The organism is Bacillus sp. UMB0728, assembly GCF_002858875.1.
Taxonomy (GTDB): Bacteria; Bacillota; Bacilli; order Bacillales; family Cytobacillaceae; genus Bacillus_AB; species Bacillus_AB infantis.
Genome location: NZ_PKLA01000009.1, coordinates 1 through 15,301, shown reverse-complemented (window position 1 = coordinate 15,301; position 15,301 = coordinate 1). Strand labels below are relative to the sequence as shown.

At 34.0% G+C, this 15,301-nt stretch carries 20 protein-coding genes and 1 pseudogene; 17 read left to right on the top strand and 4 right to left on the bottom strand.

Features of this window, described 5'->3' with window-relative positions:
- The first annotated feature begins 123 nt into the window (after positions 1 to 123).
- On the top strand, positions 124 to 804 hold the full coding sequence (locus CYJ37_RS24855) for a response regulator transcription factor (RefSeq protein ID WP_101552713.1): 681 nt from the start codon (positions 124 to 126) through the stop codon (positions 802 to 804).
- Positions 801 to 2,201 carry a HAMP domain-containing sensor histidine kinase gene (locus tag CYJ37_RS24850; RefSeq protein ID WP_101552711.1) on the top strand — a complete coding sequence of 467 codons (1,401 nt, stop codon included), beginning with the start codon at positions 801 to 803 and terminating at the stop codon, positions 2,199 to 2,201. The genes CYJ37_RS24855 and CYJ37_RS24850 overlap by 4 nt, the downstream gene beginning before the upstream one ends.
- A 248-nt stretch (positions 2,202 to 2,449) precedes the next feature.
- On the opposite strand, the gene CYJ37_RS24845 is transcribed toward CYJ37_RS24850, so the two are convergent.
- Positions 2,450 to 3,343, bottom strand: a complete 894-nt coding sequence (locus CYJ37_RS24845; protein ID WP_101552710.1) for a cation diffusion facilitator family transporter — start codon at positions 3,341 to 3,343, stop codon at positions 2,450 to 2,452.
- A gap of 262 nt (positions 3,344 to 3,605) precedes the next feature.
- Here CYJ37_RS24845 and lgt point away from each other — a divergent pair, with 262 nt between their 5' ends.
- Both lgt and CYJ37_RS24835 read left to right on the top strand, forming a co-directional pair.
- Positions 3,606 to 4,406, top strand: a complete 801-nt coding sequence (lgt, locus tag CYJ37_RS24840) for a prolipoprotein diacylglyceryl transferase (protein ID WP_101552708.1) — start codon at positions 3,606 to 3,608, stop codon at positions 4,404 to 4,406.
- Between the two features lie 4 nt (positions 4,407 to 4,410).
- Complete coding sequence (locus CYJ37_RS24835) at positions 4,411 to 4,815, top strand: YidH family protein (RefSeq protein ID WP_101552706.1); 405 nt, start codon at positions 4,411 to 4,413, stop codon at positions 4,813 to 4,815.
- A 222-nt stretch (positions 4,816 to 5,037) separates the two neighbouring features.
- Here the strand turns inward: CYJ37_RS24835 and CYJ37_RS24830 are convergent, their stop codons facing one another.
- Both CYJ37_RS24830 and CYJ37_RS24825 read right to left on the bottom strand, forming a co-directional pair.
- Entirely contained in the window at positions 5,038 to 6,396 is a 1,359-nt protein-coding gene (locus CYJ37_RS24830; protein WP_101552704.1) for an MATE family efflux transporter, read from the bottom strand.
- Between the two features lie 11 nt (positions 6,397 to 6,407).
- On the bottom strand, positions 6,408 to 6,677 hold the full coding sequence (locus CYJ37_RS24825) for a metal-sensing transcriptional repressor (RefSeq protein WP_101552702.1): 270 nt from the start codon (positions 6,675 to 6,677) through the stop codon (positions 6,408 to 6,410).
- Between the two features lie 327 nt (positions 6,678 to 7,004).
- Between CYJ37_RS24825 and CYJ37_RS24820 the strand changes: the two genes are divergently transcribed.
- Positions 7,005 to 7,562, top strand: a complete 558-nt coding sequence (locus CYJ37_RS24820) for a TVP38/TMEM64 family protein (protein WP_101552700.1) — start codon at positions 7,005 to 7,007, stop codon at positions 7,560 to 7,562.
- 142 nt (positions 7,563 to 7,704) lie between these two features.
- On the opposite strand, the gene CYJ37_RS24815 is transcribed toward CYJ37_RS24820, so the two are convergent.
- Complete coding sequence (locus CYJ37_RS24815; RefSeq protein WP_101552818.1) at positions 7,705 to 8,271, bottom strand: YdhK family protein; 567 nt, start codon at positions 8,269 to 8,271, stop codon at positions 7,705 to 7,707.
- Between the two features lie 527 nt (positions 8,272 to 8,798).
- Here CYJ37_RS24815 and CYJ37_RS24810 point away from each other — a divergent pair.
- The 12 genes and pseudogenes from CYJ37_RS24810 to CYJ37_RS24755 all read left to right on the top strand — a co-directional run bounded on the left by CYJ37_RS24810 (position 8,799) and on the right by CYJ37_RS24755 (position 15,068).
- Positions 8,799 to 9,188 carry a DUF302 domain-containing protein gene (locus CYJ37_RS24810; protein ID WP_101552698.1) on the top strand — a complete coding sequence of 130 codons (390 nt, stop codon included), beginning with the start codon at positions 8,799 to 8,801 and terminating at the stop codon, positions 9,186 to 9,188.
- 127 nt (positions 9,189 to 9,315) lie between these two features.
- Entirely contained in the window at positions 9,316 to 9,699 is a 384-nt protein-coding gene (locus CYJ37_RS24805; RefSeq protein WP_142385316.1) for a hypothetical protein, read from the top strand.
- A 160-nt stretch (positions 9,700 to 9,859) separates the two neighbouring features.
- Positions 9,860 to 10,120 carry a metal-sensitive transcriptional regulator gene (locus CYJ37_RS24800; protein WP_101552694.1) on the top strand — a complete coding sequence of 87 codons (261 nt, stop codon included), beginning with the start codon at positions 9,860 to 9,862 and terminating at the stop codon, positions 10,118 to 10,120.
- An 84-nt stretch (positions 10,121 to 10,204) separates the two neighbouring features.
- The gene (locus CYJ37_RS24795) at positions 10,205 to 10,432 is read left to right on the top strand and encodes a sulfurtransferase TusA family protein (protein ID WP_101552692.1); all 228 of its coding nucleotides are present in this window, start codon (positions 10,205 to 10,207) and stop codon (positions 10,430 to 10,432) included.
- 61 nt (positions 10,433 to 10,493) lie between these two features.
- Complete coding sequence (locus tag CYJ37_RS24790) at positions 10,494 to 10,973, top strand: DsrE/DsrF/DrsH-like family protein (protein WP_101552690.1); 480 nt, start codon at positions 10,494 to 10,496, stop codon at positions 10,971 to 10,973.
- Between the two features lie 26 nt (positions 10,974 to 10,999).
- Positions 11,000 to 11,368 (top strand): rhodanese-like domain-containing protein, encoded by a 369-nt coding sequence (locus CYJ37_RS24785; RefSeq protein ID WP_101552688.1) that lies wholly within the window; start codon positions 11,000 to 11,002, stop codon positions 11,366 to 11,368.
- 13 nt (positions 11,369 to 11,381) lie between these two features.
- On the top strand, positions 11,382 to 11,672 hold the full coding sequence (locus CYJ37_RS24780; protein WP_101552686.1) for a rhodanese-like domain-containing protein: 291 nt from the start codon (positions 11,382 to 11,384) through the stop codon (positions 11,670 to 11,672).
- 58 nt (positions 11,673 to 11,730) lie between these two features.
- On the top strand, positions 11,731 to 12,306 hold the full coding sequence (locus CYJ37_RS24775) for a sulfurtransferase TusA family protein (RefSeq protein WP_101552685.1): 576 nt from the start codon (positions 11,731 to 11,733) through the stop codon (positions 12,304 to 12,306).
- 74 nt (positions 12,307 to 12,380) lie between these two features.
- Positions 12,381 to 12,776 (top strand): DsrE/DsrF/DrsH-like family protein, encoded by a 396-nt coding sequence (locus tag CYJ37_RS24770; RefSeq protein ID WP_101552683.1) that lies wholly within the window; start codon positions 12,381 to 12,383, stop codon positions 12,774 to 12,776.
- 66 nt (positions 12,777 to 12,842) lie between these two features.
- Positions 12,843 to 13,977: pseudogene (locus CYJ37_RS24765) on the top strand (MBL fold metallo-hydrolase).
- Between the two features lie 27 nt (positions 13,978 to 14,004).
- The gene (locus tag CYJ37_RS24760) at positions 14,005 to 14,232 is read left to right on the top strand and encodes a sulfurtransferase TusA family protein (RefSeq protein WP_101552678.1); all 228 of its coding nucleotides are present in this window, start codon (positions 14,005 to 14,007) and stop codon (positions 14,230 to 14,232) included.
- Between the two features lie 56 nt (positions 14,233 to 14,288).
- The gene (locus CYJ37_RS24755; RefSeq protein WP_101552676.1) at positions 14,289 to 15,068 is read left to right on the top strand and encodes a sulfite exporter TauE/SafE family protein; all 780 of its coding nucleotides are present in this window, start codon (positions 14,289 to 14,291) and stop codon (positions 15,066 to 15,068) included.
- Positions 15,069 to 15,301: the final 233 nt, after the last annotated feature.

Below are 15,301 nucleotides of genomic sequence, written 5' to 3'. Positions count from 1 at the left end.
AACCACTAATTTCAATTAAAATGCATTTTGTATCATAACCTTACTTTTTGGTTTAAGATAATAGTGTCATTTTAATCAAATCTTGAAAGTAACGCAAAATAGACAAAGAAACATTTGGAGGTCATGAATTTGGATATTTTAGTGATTGAAGATGAAGAAGCACTATCAGAATTTATCGTTCTTGAGTTAACGCATGAAGGATACAATGTAACGGCTGCTTATGACGGTAGAGAGGGGCTTGAACTTGCATTAGAAAGTAATTGGGATGTGATCCTTTTAGATCTAATGCTGCCAAAGTTAAACGGTATCGAAGTTTGCCGAAGATTAAAGGCAGTAAAGGATATTCCGATTATTATGATAACGGCAAGAGATAGCGTAATGGACCGGGTATTAGGGCTGGATAGTGGCGCTGATGATTATATCCCAAAACCATTTGCGATTGAAGAATTACTAGCGAGAATTAGAGTCATTATGAGAAGAGAAGAAAAACGAAATGATTTGCCTACCCTGCTTTTATCATTTAAAGATTTAGAATTAAATATTGAATCAAGGTTATTAAAAAAAGGCGAACAATTGATAGAATTAACGAAAAAGGAATATGACTTATTGTTTATGTTTATGAAAAATATTAATCGTGTCCTAACAAGGGAGGTTCTCCTAGAGAATATTTGGGGTTATGATGCAGAAATTGAAACAAACGTCGTTGATGTTTATGTAAGACATCTTAGAAATAAACTAGATTCTGTAGATAAGGAAAGTTATATTCAAACGATGAGAGGGATGGGGTATGTGATGAGAGAATGAGAAACGTAAAAGATTTAATTCCAAAAAGCATTAACATTAAATGGAAATTAACCTTATGGGCTGCCCTTTTAATGCTATTTTTATTTTTTTCTTATAATATTTTGCAGTATTTTGTCATTCAGAACTGGGTAGTTAATCAAGAAAAACAAACCATTCAAAAAAAGATGGACGAAGTAACCGCGTACATTCAAGATTCAAATTTTAAGGGGAATGTTTCGGAAAGTGAACACTATTTAGACGTTCTGAACGAAAAATATCAACTGATAAGGATTGTGAAGGAAAACAATTCTCCACTATTTACGATATCAGACGAGGTACCACAAGGTTGGGTATCTCCGAAAAACGTAACAAAAGAGGAACTGGTGGAATTTTCTCCAAAAGGAGATCGTTTGTTGATATTTAGGAAGCCAATCGAAGTAAATGGTTTTAAAGGAACAGTAGAAATAGTTCGTAACTTAGAAAACTTTGATAGTTTGATTAATCAAATATTTATGTTGGTTATCGTAGCAGGACTGGTTGCTATTCTCCTTAGTTTAATCGGCGGCAGACTTATTTCTTTTCAACTACTAAAGCCAATTAATTCAATGATAAGAACAATGAAAGGAATAAAAGAAAATGGTCTAAAAGAAAGGGTTCATATTAACAAGCAACGAGATGAAATGACAGAGTTAGGGATTATGTTTAATGAATTAATGGATAACTTAGAAAAGTCATTTCAGCAGCAACAACAATTTGTGGAAGATGCCTCCCATGAATTAAAAACACCGTTGTCCATCATACATGGGCACTTATCGCTTATCAATCGTTGGGGAAAGGATGACCCAAAAGTATTGGAACGCTCCATTCATTTAAGTTTACATGAAACCGACAGACTTATTCACCTTGTTTCGGAATTATTGACTCTATCAAGAGCGGAAGAATCCACTACAAATACAAACTCATTGGAAGAAGTCAAAATGAAGGAGATTATGGAGGATATTGTTGAAAACTTCCAAACAATAAATAATGATTTTAAAATATCCTCCACTATAGATATTGAAACGGATTTTACTATAAAAATACTGAAGAGCCACCTTGAACAAATTATGATCATTTTATTAGACAATGCCACTAAATATTCAACAGATGAAAAAGTCATACAGATTAATGTAAGACATTCAGACAGGCAATTGATGATTGAGGTAAAAGATTATGGAGTGGGTATCCCAAAAGAGGAATTGCCTTTTGTGCTTAATCGCTTTTATCGTGTGGATAAAGCAAGGAGTAGAAAACATGGTGGGAATGGGCTAGGACTATCGATTGCAAAAAGGATACTGGATATTTATCGAGGAACTTTAGAAATTGATAGTGTGTATGGGAAATGGACGAAGGTTCAGATTACCTTTCCATTAGATTGATAAGAAATGAAATTTTTGTTTCTATGTTGTGTCTGGAAAATAAAATGAGCAAAGCATCTATTTCGAAATTACAATGTTATGAAACGAAGGTAGTAAGTCCATTGATTATTATAGACTTTTCTGGAAATCTAATTATATAAGCACCCCTATAGACAAAGTAAAAACAGAAGCATTATGCTACTGTTTTATTTTGTCTTACTTATTTATTCTACTTTTCTTGAAGAATTAAAATAAAAGGGGAGGTCTATTTAACTGGTATATTGTTTATTTAATTCCTTTTCATCGGGTTCAACGTGAATATGGACATAATTAATATCCTTTTCCTTCTTTAACTTATCTTCAATCAAATCTGCAATTTTGTGTCCATCTAAAATTGAAATGTGTGGATTTACTTCAATAATGACGTCAATTAAAGGACTACTTCCATGATACCTTCCTTTAATATCTTTTAATGAGACTACTCCGGGTGTTTCAGTTATTAAATCTTCTATATCTTTTAGGTCCGCCCCTTCAAAACTGTCTGTAAGTGAAAGTGAGGAATCTTTGAAAATTTCCCATGCAGTTTTACATATCAAAATTCCAACAATAAATGCAGTAATAGTGTCAATCCACGCAAAACCAACTTGAGAGCCTATTATACCTATAAATGCACCGATACTTACCAAGGCATCTGACTTATTATCTTGTGCTGCTGCCATCATGGCATGACTTTTAATATTTTTTGCTAATTTAAAATTATATTTATATACACCAAACATTACAAAGGAACTAAATAAAGCAGTCCAAGCAGCAATAATATCAGGTGATTGATCCTTTGGACTAATAGCAGATATGAACGCATCATAAAGGACATGCAAGCCCACGGCCATCATGATAAAGGATGCTAATAGGGCAGCAACTGTTTCTGCGCGGAAGTGACCATATTGGTGATTATGATCAGGTGGTCTTCTTGATATTTTAAGCCCAATTAAAACAGCAATTGAGGCAATAATGTCAGTAGAGTTATTCAAACCATCAGCCGTTAGTGCTTCTGAGCCAGCAAAATAACCAATTATTAATTTTAAACTGGAAAGGATTATATAGGCTATAATACTCAGCCAAGCACCACGTTCCCCTAATTTTAAATTTTCAGTTTCCCCCATGTATGGTGTTACTCCTTTCAATTAAAAATTACTCTTACAAGGTTAACATTTGGAAATCGAGTGTGTCTATTGAAAGATTTTTTCCTTTAGGAAAAACAGTTAGTATGAAATTGAAATATGTTGTTAGGTTTTTATACCTATATAAACCAAACTTCAAAATTTCATAATACAGGGTGGTTCTAGTTTAGAATGTTTATTTCAAAACTACAAATTTTCTATGTTACAATTACAATTGAAAAAAATACTTTTTTGGGAGGTATGTATGTCTAATAATGTACAAGCATTAAACCCTATAGCAATTGAACTCGGACCAATATCCGTTCATTGGTACGGTATTATCATTGCTTGTGGAATTATACTAGGGTTATGGATAGCGACACGGGAGGCTAATCGTTTAGGATGGGATAAAGATATTATAATTGACTTCATTATGATTGCCGCACCAGTTGCAATCATTTGTGCACGAATTTATTATGTAGCATTTGAGTGGGAGCATTATTCACAATATCCGTCTCAAATTATTGCCATATGGCAAGGTGGAATTGCTATACACGGTGCGTTGATTGGTGCCGTTTTAACTGCAATCATTTATACAAGAAAGAAAAATATTTCTTTTTGGAAACTTGCTGATATTGTTGCACCAAGTTTGATTCTTGGACAAGCAATTGGTCGATGGGGAAATTTTATGAACCAAGAGGCGCACGGCGGGGAAACAACAAGAGCATTTTTGGAAAGCCTCCATCTACCCAAATTTATTATTAATCAAATGTTTATTGATGGAACTTATTATGTACCGACCTTTCTTTATGAATCTTCATGGGACCTTTTAGGATTTGTTATTTTGTTCTTTGTACTTAGAAAGTTAAAGTTGAAGAATGGTGAGTTATTCTTAAGTTATCTTGTTTGGTATTCCATCGGAAGATTTTACGTTGAAGGTTTACGAACTGATAGTTTAATGCTGACATCACAACTACGTATTGCCCAAGTGGTCTCTTTGGTGTTAATTGGAATTGGTGTAATCGTATTTGTGTATCGAAGACTCAAGATACGTACTTCAGGGTAATGATATGAGTATAAAGCAAAAAGATAAGCAAGAACAAAAGTACTTAATAAATGAAAATAATCAATTAAAGTATGCCCAACAGCATTTAGCGAATGAAAGAACATATTTGGCATGGATAAGAACCGTAGTTTCAATTGTTGGCGTAGGGTTTCTAACAACAAGTTTGCATTTTACGATTGGTGTTAGAAGGAATCCAACTATAGATATGATCAGTATAATTTTAGGGATATTTGCATGTATTCTTGGAATTGCAGTCATTCTTTTAGCAACAAAAAATTACACTAAAAAGAAACGCCAGATTTTAGAAGAAAGGTTCAATCCTTCGAATACTCAAATAACGATGGTCTCTACTCTAATGATTACATTAATAATTATGGTTATAATCTACTTCTTATTGATAAAGTTTTAAAGTGCTAAGGGTTTTAATAATCATTATTAATCTTCTATAGTTAAGTAATGGGAAATATGATAAGAGGGGGCTTCCCTACAAGTTATTTGTTATGACTTATGGGAAAGCCCTATTTGTTTTAAAATTAAAGGAACTGTACATTTTGTTTGTACCTATAAAAAATACTTCCTTTACCTTGTTCTATATGGGACATAGTTCCCCCTGTCTCCAATGGTCATTTATTTAAACATTTAGTTCTGTAGATCTAACCCATTTATTATTGTGAATTTTAAGGAAAAGCAGAATTGCCCTGAATAGGTTGTCTAAACCTATTGCGATCCATATTCCAGCGATACCCATTCCAAGCCATATACCTAATACATAAACACCAACTGTCCGAAGAAGCCAAATGCCAATTGTTGTGAGATAGAAGGGATATTTAGAATTTTCCGCTCCTTGGAATGCCCCTGTTAGGATAAGAACAATGGCTAGAATTGGTTGAATAAATGCGTCAATCTTTAATGCGATTGTAATTTGTTGAATTACAAAGACATCATTGGTAAAAAATGAAGCAGTCCACTCCCCAAATACAAATAAAAACAATCCGAAAATTGACATGACACCTACACCTAGTAAAGTAGAATAATAGGCTATTTTTTTTGCTAATTCATATTGCCTAGAGCCTAACACTTCACCAATTAAAGTGGTTGCTGCTGTTGCAAACCCATAACCTATCATATAGGAAAAAACCTCTATATTACCTGCAATTTGGTGAGCCGCAAAAGTATTAGTCCCAAGTTGGACTATAAATCCAAAGTACAAGACCTGCCCAATTCTCATTGCTAGACGTTCAGCCATGGCTGGTGTCCCCAGTTTAATAAGTTCTTTTTGTTGTTCTTTATCCCAAGACCATTTTGATAAATTTATTACACTCCCGACTTTTGATCTTTTTAGATGGAATAAAAGTAGTATTACTCCTATTAGTCTAGCGATAACTGTTGCCCACGCGGCTCCAGCAAGACCAAAGGAAGGAATCAACCAAAAGCCAAAGATAAAGACGTAGTCCAAAATAATGTTAACAATATTGATAAATATAGTTACTTTCATTGGTGTTTTGGTATCTTTAGTCCCTCTTAATATACTACTTAAACCAAACATTAATGAAATTAGTACAGAGGGTATAGCAACGATTTTAAAATACATAACACCTTGGTTTAATACAGAGTTTTCTATTCCCATAAGTTTCAAAAGTGGTGCAGCAAAGAAGAAGGTGATGATTCCAAATAATAGTCCTATAATCACACTTAATAAGATTGATTGTTGGGCTATCTTACCTGCTTTCTCAATTTGATTTGAACCTAGATATTTTGCAATATAAACATTAGTAGACACTCCAATTGACATAAATATTGCTAAATAAATTGCAAGTATGGCATTTGTCACTCCTAGTGCAGTAACTTCATTAATCCCAATTTGGGCAACAAAAAATGTGTCAACAAAACCTAAAATAGTTTGAAAGAAGTTTTCGATTATTGCAGGTATAGCGAGAACCATAATCATTTTTAAAATATCTTTTTGTGAGTATTTAATATTCTCAACCATTAAGTTTCTCCCTATCTAATAAATTTGTCTATTGCATCATTTAAATCCTTTAATACCTCTTTATCCCCCTTAATTATGGCTTCGGTGACACATCCTTCTAAGTGATCTTTTAATATCAGTTTTCCGCAATTATCTAGAGCCGAACGTATAGCCGCTATTTGTATAAGCAAATCGCTACAATCACGGTCATCCTTGGCCATTTCCTTTACAGAACGAACATGTCCCTCAATTCTTGCAAGACGGTTCACAATACTTTTTCTATGTTTATGATGATCAGACATTTCTTCCTCCTTTTAACCCCCTAGGGGGGATATTTTATATAAAAAAGTTTAAGTGATTATACAAAAAAGGTCAATTGAATATTTCCAAACTTTCAAATATCCAACAGTGAGTAAACTAAGGGTTGGCCAATAGTTGAGACGGGAAATATTATAAATCAAACGTTATTTTAAAACCGTGTGGAATGGTTAACTGTTAATTCTCTAAAAGGTTACTATCATTAATAAATATTGGCCCGTGTCTTTTTTTAAAAATGAAGAAATTCATTATAAATTTACTTTAAAATGATAATATAAAAACAAAGAAGTTAAACAAGTATGGGGGTCAAAATGGAAGAGCAAGTACTTTTTTACTTTGAGAAGTATGCTAGTTTTGCAATTATAATAAGTTTGTTAATTAATATTTTTATTAGCCTTGCTGGTGTTATCCCAAGTGTGTTTTTAACCGCTGCAAATATTATTTTTTTCGGTTTTTGGTACGGTCTGGCTATTTCATTTGTGGGAGAGGCATTAGGTGCAATTGTTTCTTTTTATGTGTATCGGCAGGGTTTTAAGAAATTACCGAAGGCAATTTCTATGGCGGGGATTCCAAAGGTCAAAAGATTATTAGAGGCAGAAGGAAAAAAAGCCTTTCTTCTTATTCTTTCCTTGAGGTTGCTCCCGTTTATCCCATCGGGGGTAATTAATTTATTTTCGGCTATGGGAAAAGTATCTTTAATACTATTCTCACTTGCTAGTTCACTTGGGAAAATACCTGCATTAATTATTGAGGGATACTCAGTCTTGCAAATTACTGAATTTACATGGCAGGGGAAAATCATATTAACTGGGATTTCCATATACCTTTTGTTGTACCTGTTAAGGAAAACCATTAAGGCTAATTCATGATAAGTTTATTTAGTATCTCTAAGGGAAACAAATCATTATATGTGAACATGAATTGGTAGAAAACCCTGAGATTTAAAGTGTGATTATAAAAAAAGAGCAGTTCCATTTGGAATATGCTCTTTCTATTGCATTTATTAAAACATTACTCGTTTTCAAGTGGTGATAGTTCGCTTTCTGTTACCCATTTATGATTGGTCACTTTTTCTCCACCAGTAGTTGGAGTATAGTCAATCATATAAACAGTTGTCTTTTCGGCTGAATCAATTTCAGCAGTTGCACCATCCATTCCTGACATATGTGAAGCCTCTAGCGTAACTTCTGTGCCGGGTTGTAATGGTTTTGCACCTGTCTCTGGAGTTTCTTCATGGATAACCCATTTGTGATTTGTTACTCTTTCTCCGCCAGTTGTGGGATTGTATGAAACTGAGTATGCAACGGTATCATAGGCACCGACAACTGTTGCCTCTGCACCCTTCATGCCTTCCATATGCCCTTCTTTAATAATCACTTTACTTCCTATCTTATATGTTGGGTTTTCTGCTGTTTTTAGTCCATTAGGAACTTCACCTGAACTAGAGTGATCCATATTTGCATGATCCATTTGAGTACTTTCATCTGAAGTTGTCCCTTCATTTGCCTTTTCCTTTTCAGTGTTACCACCACATGCAGATAGAGAAAACGCAATAATCAAAGAAACAGCAATAAACATTATATTTTTTCTTTTCACTATTACTCACCTCAAAGATAAATATTAATGAACTTAGCAATGAATGTCAAAAATATGAAATAAAAAACCTCATATCTTTCTTAAAAGAATGTTAGTTATTTAATCTTTTATGTTGTGAACTACAATTAGTTTATAGAAGGGTATCTGACATCATTAAGAGAATTTAAATGAACTATCAGATATAAGTATTAGAATCAATAAAGATACACAATTTCCAAATTGGGATTGTAAAGTTTGTATATAAAATCACCTACTTCTTATCCTTAGAAAATGCCCTTTTTTCTTTGAATAACAATCTTCTTTGTAACTCACCATTAGTAAATATCTTAAATCAATTCTAATGTGTATTTTAGACCGATTTTTAGCCAAATATAAAAGAATCGGCCTCATATAAGCCGGTTTTATATCGGTGGGAGATCCGGGGAATAAAAACCTTTATTATGCCTTTCTTTCTCGTCAATGTTTTTAGTGTAGCAGTTTTTAGAGAGACAATATAAGGAGGTAATGCCATGCAATTTGACTACACTGTTGAAACTAAGAATGATATCCAAACAGCCATAACCTCATTGGAGGAAACTTTAAAGGAAGAGAAATTTGGTGTGCTATGGGAATTTGATATTAAAGGCAAGTTACAAGAAAAGGGATTAGAATTTAAACAGGATTATAAAGTCTTAGAAGTATGTAATCCACATGAAGCCCAACGAATACTTAGTGAAAATCAGATGGTTGGGTACTTTCTACCTTGTAAAATTGTTGTTTATTCTGATCAGGGTAAAACAAAAATTGGTATGCCGAGGCCTACAGCATTAGTGAGTATGGTGAATGACGATAAGATAAAGGAACTTGCCAAGGATATCGAGCACCGTTTAATTGGGTGCATTGATAAGAGTATCGTATGAAATAAATAAGAAATGAAGGAGATGTAAAACCAGTTTATATCTCCTTTTTAATTGACAATATACTATAGGGGGTATAAAATGTGACTTGTTAATTGCTCCTTGTCAAATAAGGGAGAGTGTGAGTATCTTGATGAATTTTGTTTTTATATTATTAGGTATACCTATCTTGATAGGTTTATATAATAGATACATTCCTGTTCTGCGTATGTCATATCTTGAAATAAGTGATATTAGTAAGGATAGTAGCAGGATAATAATTGATATTAGGGATTATAACGTTACCTATAAACAACCAATAAAGGGAGCAATTAACATTCCAGTTGGTTATTTAAATAGATATTATGAGGACATTCCTTATCAAACGATTCACCTAATATCGTCAAATGCTCTGGAGAAAAATGTTGGAACTCGTATATTACGCAAAAAAGGATTTAAAGTAGTCAGTTATTCGTTATTCGAAGAGATATGTGATAAGAGTTACAATCGTAATAACATAGAGCAGTTTTGTTAAGGTTTAGATGTTAGGTAGAAAAATAAACATTGCCTTGTTGACAATATACCTAGTGGGGTATATGATAGGTCTATCGAATCACAAACCTAGTTTCTACAATGGCTAGAAACATATGAATAAAAGGATTTTGCTTATATTACAAAGAAATGGAGGTGCCACTATGGAATATGATGTTCAGACGAAGAATCGTTTAAAAAGAATTGAAGGTCAAATAAGAGGTATCTTACGGATGATGGAAGAACGAAAAGACTGCAAGGATATCATTACTCAGTTGTCTGCTAGTAGAACAGCAATTGACCGTACAATCGGAGTTTTAGTGAGTACCAATTTGATTGAGTGTGTAAGAAGAGCAGAAGAAAATGGAGAAAATAGTGATGATTTAGTAAAAGAGGCTGTCAGCATGCTTGTAAAAAGCAGATAATAAATGTTGACATACTTTTTTATTTACAATTAACTATACCCATGTGGGTATCATGAAAATAAAACCTTTAAGGAGGAAAATATAATGAAAGTAGAAAAAGTATTAGACGCAAAGGGGTTAGCGTGTCCGATGCCTATTGTTAAAACAAAGAAGGCAATAAATGAAATTGAATCAGGCCAAATATTAGAAGTTCATACAACAGATAAAGGTGCTAAAAGTGACTTAACGGCTTGGGCAAAATCTACTGGACACGAATTACTTGATTATAAAGAAGAGAATGATGTACTTATCTTCTTGATTAAGAAAGGCTAAATTCTTTTAAAACAAAATATACACATTTGGGTATTTTGAGTATAAACGAGGAGGAATCACAATGTCAGATAAAAAGAAAACAACGATTGTTCTATTTAGTGGAGATTATGATAAAGCGATGGCAGCCTATATTATCGCTAATGGAGCAGCCGCTTATGACCATGAGGTAACAATTTTCCATACATTCTGGGGACTAAACACACTTAGAAAAGATCAACAAGTACCTGTGAAAAAAGGATTTTTAGAAAAAATGTTTGGTAAAATGATGCCACGTGGTGCTGATAACATGGGACTTTCTAAAATGAACTTTGCGGGAATGGGTCCAAAAATGATAAAACATGTCATGAAAAAGCACAATGCTATGCCACTTCCACAATTAATTGAAATGGCACAGGAGCAAGATGTGAAGTTAATTGCATGTACAATGACAATGGATCTTCTTGGATTACAAGAGAAAGAGTTAATTGATGGACTCGATTACGCAGGAGTTGCTGCCTACATCGGTGATGCTGAAGAAGGCAATATAAATCTGTTTATCTAGTAACAATAAGATTTGGAGGTTGTGAGATGAATTTCTTTAGTGTGGACACGATGATTATATCAATTGTTGTTATTTTTATCATCCTACGTTTTATCCCAGTTAAAGGCGTGAAGCAAATCAATACAAATGAATTAAAAGAGTTATTGAAAGATAAAGGTCTTCAATTTATTGATGTACGGACACAAGGAGAATTTGGCCGTTACCATATTCAAGGATTTAAAAATATTCCGTTACATCAACTCTCAAAGAAAGAAAATATGTTGAAAAAGGACAATGAAGTTGTTGTCATTTGCCAAAGTGGAATGAGAAGTAAAAAGGCTAGTAAGGAATTAAAGCAGATGGGGTTTAAGAAAGTAATAAATGTAAAAGGTGGAGTAAGTACTTGGAGAGGATAAGGAGGTTTTATTAATGAAAGAATATTCTACAACACAGGTTCAGGAATTACTTGATGAAGGTTTAAATCTAATTGATGTTCGTGAAGTCCATGAAGTTGCACAAGGGAAAATTCCCGAAGCAGTAAACATTCCGCTTGGATTATTGGAATTCCGTATGAATGAATTAGAAAAGTCCAAACAATATATTATTGTGTGTCGTTCGGGTGCTCGAAGTGCCCAAGCAACAAAGTTTCTAGAAAGTCATGGTTTTAATGTGATCAACATGTCTGGTGGAATGCTAACATGGGAAGGTCCAATCGAATAAATTTTTTTAGAAAAACCAATACCCTAATGGGTAATTTAAATTAGGAGGTTGTTTTAACATGGAAATGATAAAAACTGATTTTGTTTTAGATGCAAAGGGATTAGCATGTCCGATGCCGATTGTAAAAACTAAAAAAGCAATGAATAACCTAGAGGCCGGTCAGGTACTAGAAGTTCAGGCAACAGATAGAGGTTCAAAAGCAGACATTAAAGCATGGTCAGAAAGTTCAGGTCATCAATATTTAGGAACAGTAGAAGAGAGTGATGTGTTAAAGCATTATCTTCGTAAAGCAAATGGAGAAGAAAAGTTAGAAAAGAACCATCCTCATGTTATTACTAACGATGAATTAGAGCAAAAACTTTCTTCCAATGAGGAATTGATCGTACTAGATGTGAGGGAACATGCAGAATACGTCTTTCGTCACATTCCAAAGGCAAAATCAATCCCACTTGGTGAGTTAGAAAACCGATTAGATGAATTAAATCCCGAAACTCCAATTTATGTCGTTTGTCGAACTGGAAATCGTAGTGATTTAGCAGCACAAAAACTTACTGATAAAGGATTTAAACAAGTAGTAAATGTAGTACCGGGTATGAGTGGTTGGGAAAGTCAAACTGAAAATGCACTAAATTAGTGGGTGCTAGTCTTCGATCCAAGTACTATCATGAGTTTATTAAAATAATTCAAAAGAATCAGGAGGAATAATAGATGTCAAAAAAAGTAGCAATTATTGCAAGTAATGGTGGATTGTTTGATGCGTATAAGGTATTTAACATTGCGACTGCGGCTGCGGCAACAGATCAAGAAGTGGCAATATTCTTTACCTTTGAAGGATTAAATCTTATTCATAAGGAAGGATACAAAAGCCTTCCAATGCCGGAGGGGAAAGAACATTTTGCAGAAGGATTTTCTAAAGCAAATGTTCCTTCCATCCCAGAATTAGTGGACGTGGCAAAAGAGATGGGTGTTACGTTCATTGGGTGTCAGATGACAATGGATGTTATGGGATTAGAGAAAGATGCTTTCATTGATGGAATTGAAGTAGGTGGAGCCGTAACGTTCTTAGAATTTGCAAAAGATGCTGATGTAACATTGACGTTTTAACTAATAATAAAATTAATTTATATTTTAACTTAAATTTTTTTTAACGAAAATTATACCATTGGGGGTATTTATGATGGCTGTAAAAGAAATGACTTCAAGAGAAGTGACACAAAAAGTGATCAATAAAGAGGAGTTATTTATCTTAGATGTCCGTAATCAAAGTGACTTTAATGATTGGAAAATTGAAGGTTTAAACTTTAATTATTTAAATAAACCATATTTTGAGTTATTAGATGGTGTAGAAGGTATTTTAAATAAACTACCATCAGATAAAGACATATTAGTTGTTTGTGCAAAAGAAGGTTCATCTATCATGATTGCTGAGATGCTTTCTGAGGAAGGGTTAGAAGTGTCCTACTTAAAAGGTGGTATGAAAGCATGGAGCGAACACTTAGAACCTATAAAAGTAGGGAACTTAAAAGATGGCGGAGAGATTTATCAATTTGTTCGTATTGGAAAAGGTTGTCTATCATACATGGTCGTTTCAAATGATGAGGCTGCAATTATAGATGCAACAAGAATGACAGATATCTATACTAAGTTTGCTGAAAATATTGGTGTAACAATTACACATGTATTTGATACACATCTACATGCGGATCATATTTCAGGCGGTAGAACAATTGCTGAAAAAACGAACGCTACGTACTGGCTACCTCCAAAGGATGCAACAGAAGTCACATATGAGTATCAATCGTTAGAGGCTGGCACAGATGTAACTATCGGTAATACAACAATCAATATTCACGCTTTATATTCTCCCGGTCATACGATTGGATCAACGTCTTTTGTTGTGGATGAAAAGTTCTTACTTTCAGGAGACATTTTATTCATTGATTCTATTGGTAGACCCGATTTAGCCGGTAAGGCAGAAGATTGGGTAGCCGATTTGAGAGAAAGTCTTTACAAACGTTATAGGGAATTATCAGAGGAACTTATTGTTCTTCCCGCTCATTTTATGATCATTGACGAATTAAACGAAGATGGCAGTGTTTCAAAAAAATTAGGTACTCTCTTTGAACAAAATCATGGTTTAAATATTGAAGATGAAAATGAATTTAGAAAATTAGTGACTGAAAATCTACCACCACAACCAAATGCATATCAAGAAATCCGTGAAACAAACATGGGTATAATCAGTCCAGATGATGAAAAACAACGTGAAATGGAAATCGGACCAAACCGTTGTGCGGTTCGATAAAAATATGAATCTATTAGGAGTTTTAACATGAATGTAGCAAAAGTATTAGACGCAAAAGGTTTAGCGTGCCCTATGCCAATTGTAAAAACTAAAAAAGCAATCAATGAATTAGAAGTAGGAGATATTTTAGAAATTCATGCTACAGATAAAGGAGCAAAAAGTGATCTTGCTGCTTGGGCGAAATCAGGTGGCCATGAATTGTTGAAGGATTCAGAAGTTGATGGCGTGCTAAAGTTCTGGATTAAAAAAGGTTAATACAAATTTGGAAGGGGACTAAGATGGTCCCCTTTTCTACTACAGGAGGTGTAAGAATGGACTTCATATTTATAATGACTATTTTTCTCCTTGGATTTTTAGGATCATTTATATCGGGAATGGCTGGTATTGGGGGAGCGATTATCAATTATCCAATGTTATTATATATACCTCCGCTAGTAGGTGCAGGTGTATTAAGTGCTCACGAAGTAGCAGGGATAACTGGAGTGCAAGTGTTTTTTGCTACCATTGGTGGAGTATGGGCTTATAGGAAAAGTGGATATTTGAATCGAACATTAATCACGTATATGGGGATAAGCATATTATTAGGTAGTTTCATAGGAAGTTATGGGTCAAAAATGCTGACAGAGGAAACCATTACTCTTGTATATGGGATATTAGCCTTGCTAGCAGCCTTTATGATGTTTCTACCTAAAAAGGGCAAAGAAGACATACCTCCAGAACAGGTTTCATTCAATAAATGGTTGGCTGGGATAGCCTCGCTAATAGTTGGTACCGCTGCAGGAATCGTAGGTGCTGGAGGGGCATTTTTACTAGTGCCAATTATGCTCGTTATTCTTAAAATTCCAACCCGTATGACAATTGCTTCGTCGCTGGCCATTACTTTCATTTCTTCTATTGGTGTTACCGTAGGTAAAGTATCAACTGGACAAGTAAATTTGTTTCCTTCTCTGATTATGGTTGTTGCAAGTCTAGTCGCTTCTCCATTGGGTGCAAAATTGGGTCAAAAAGTAAACACCAAAGTTCTCCAATGGATATTGGCCCTACTAATCTTGGGTACTTCAATTAAAATTTGGGTAGATATTTTATTCTAGGGTTTGGAAAAGGCAGGTTACCTCTCCTTTCCTTCTAGAGTAACAGATACTTAGGTATTAATAACTTTCACCTGCTAATAAAATGCTATAATTCGAAGTAAGGGGACTAAAAACTTGTATTTTATTTGAGAATTGTTAACATGTTATTATTTGTATCTATGTCAAATCAAAATAATGTTTGCAGAATGAGAAGAAAGTCTGCTTAAGAAGAAAAAAGTTTGCACGAAGCCTCA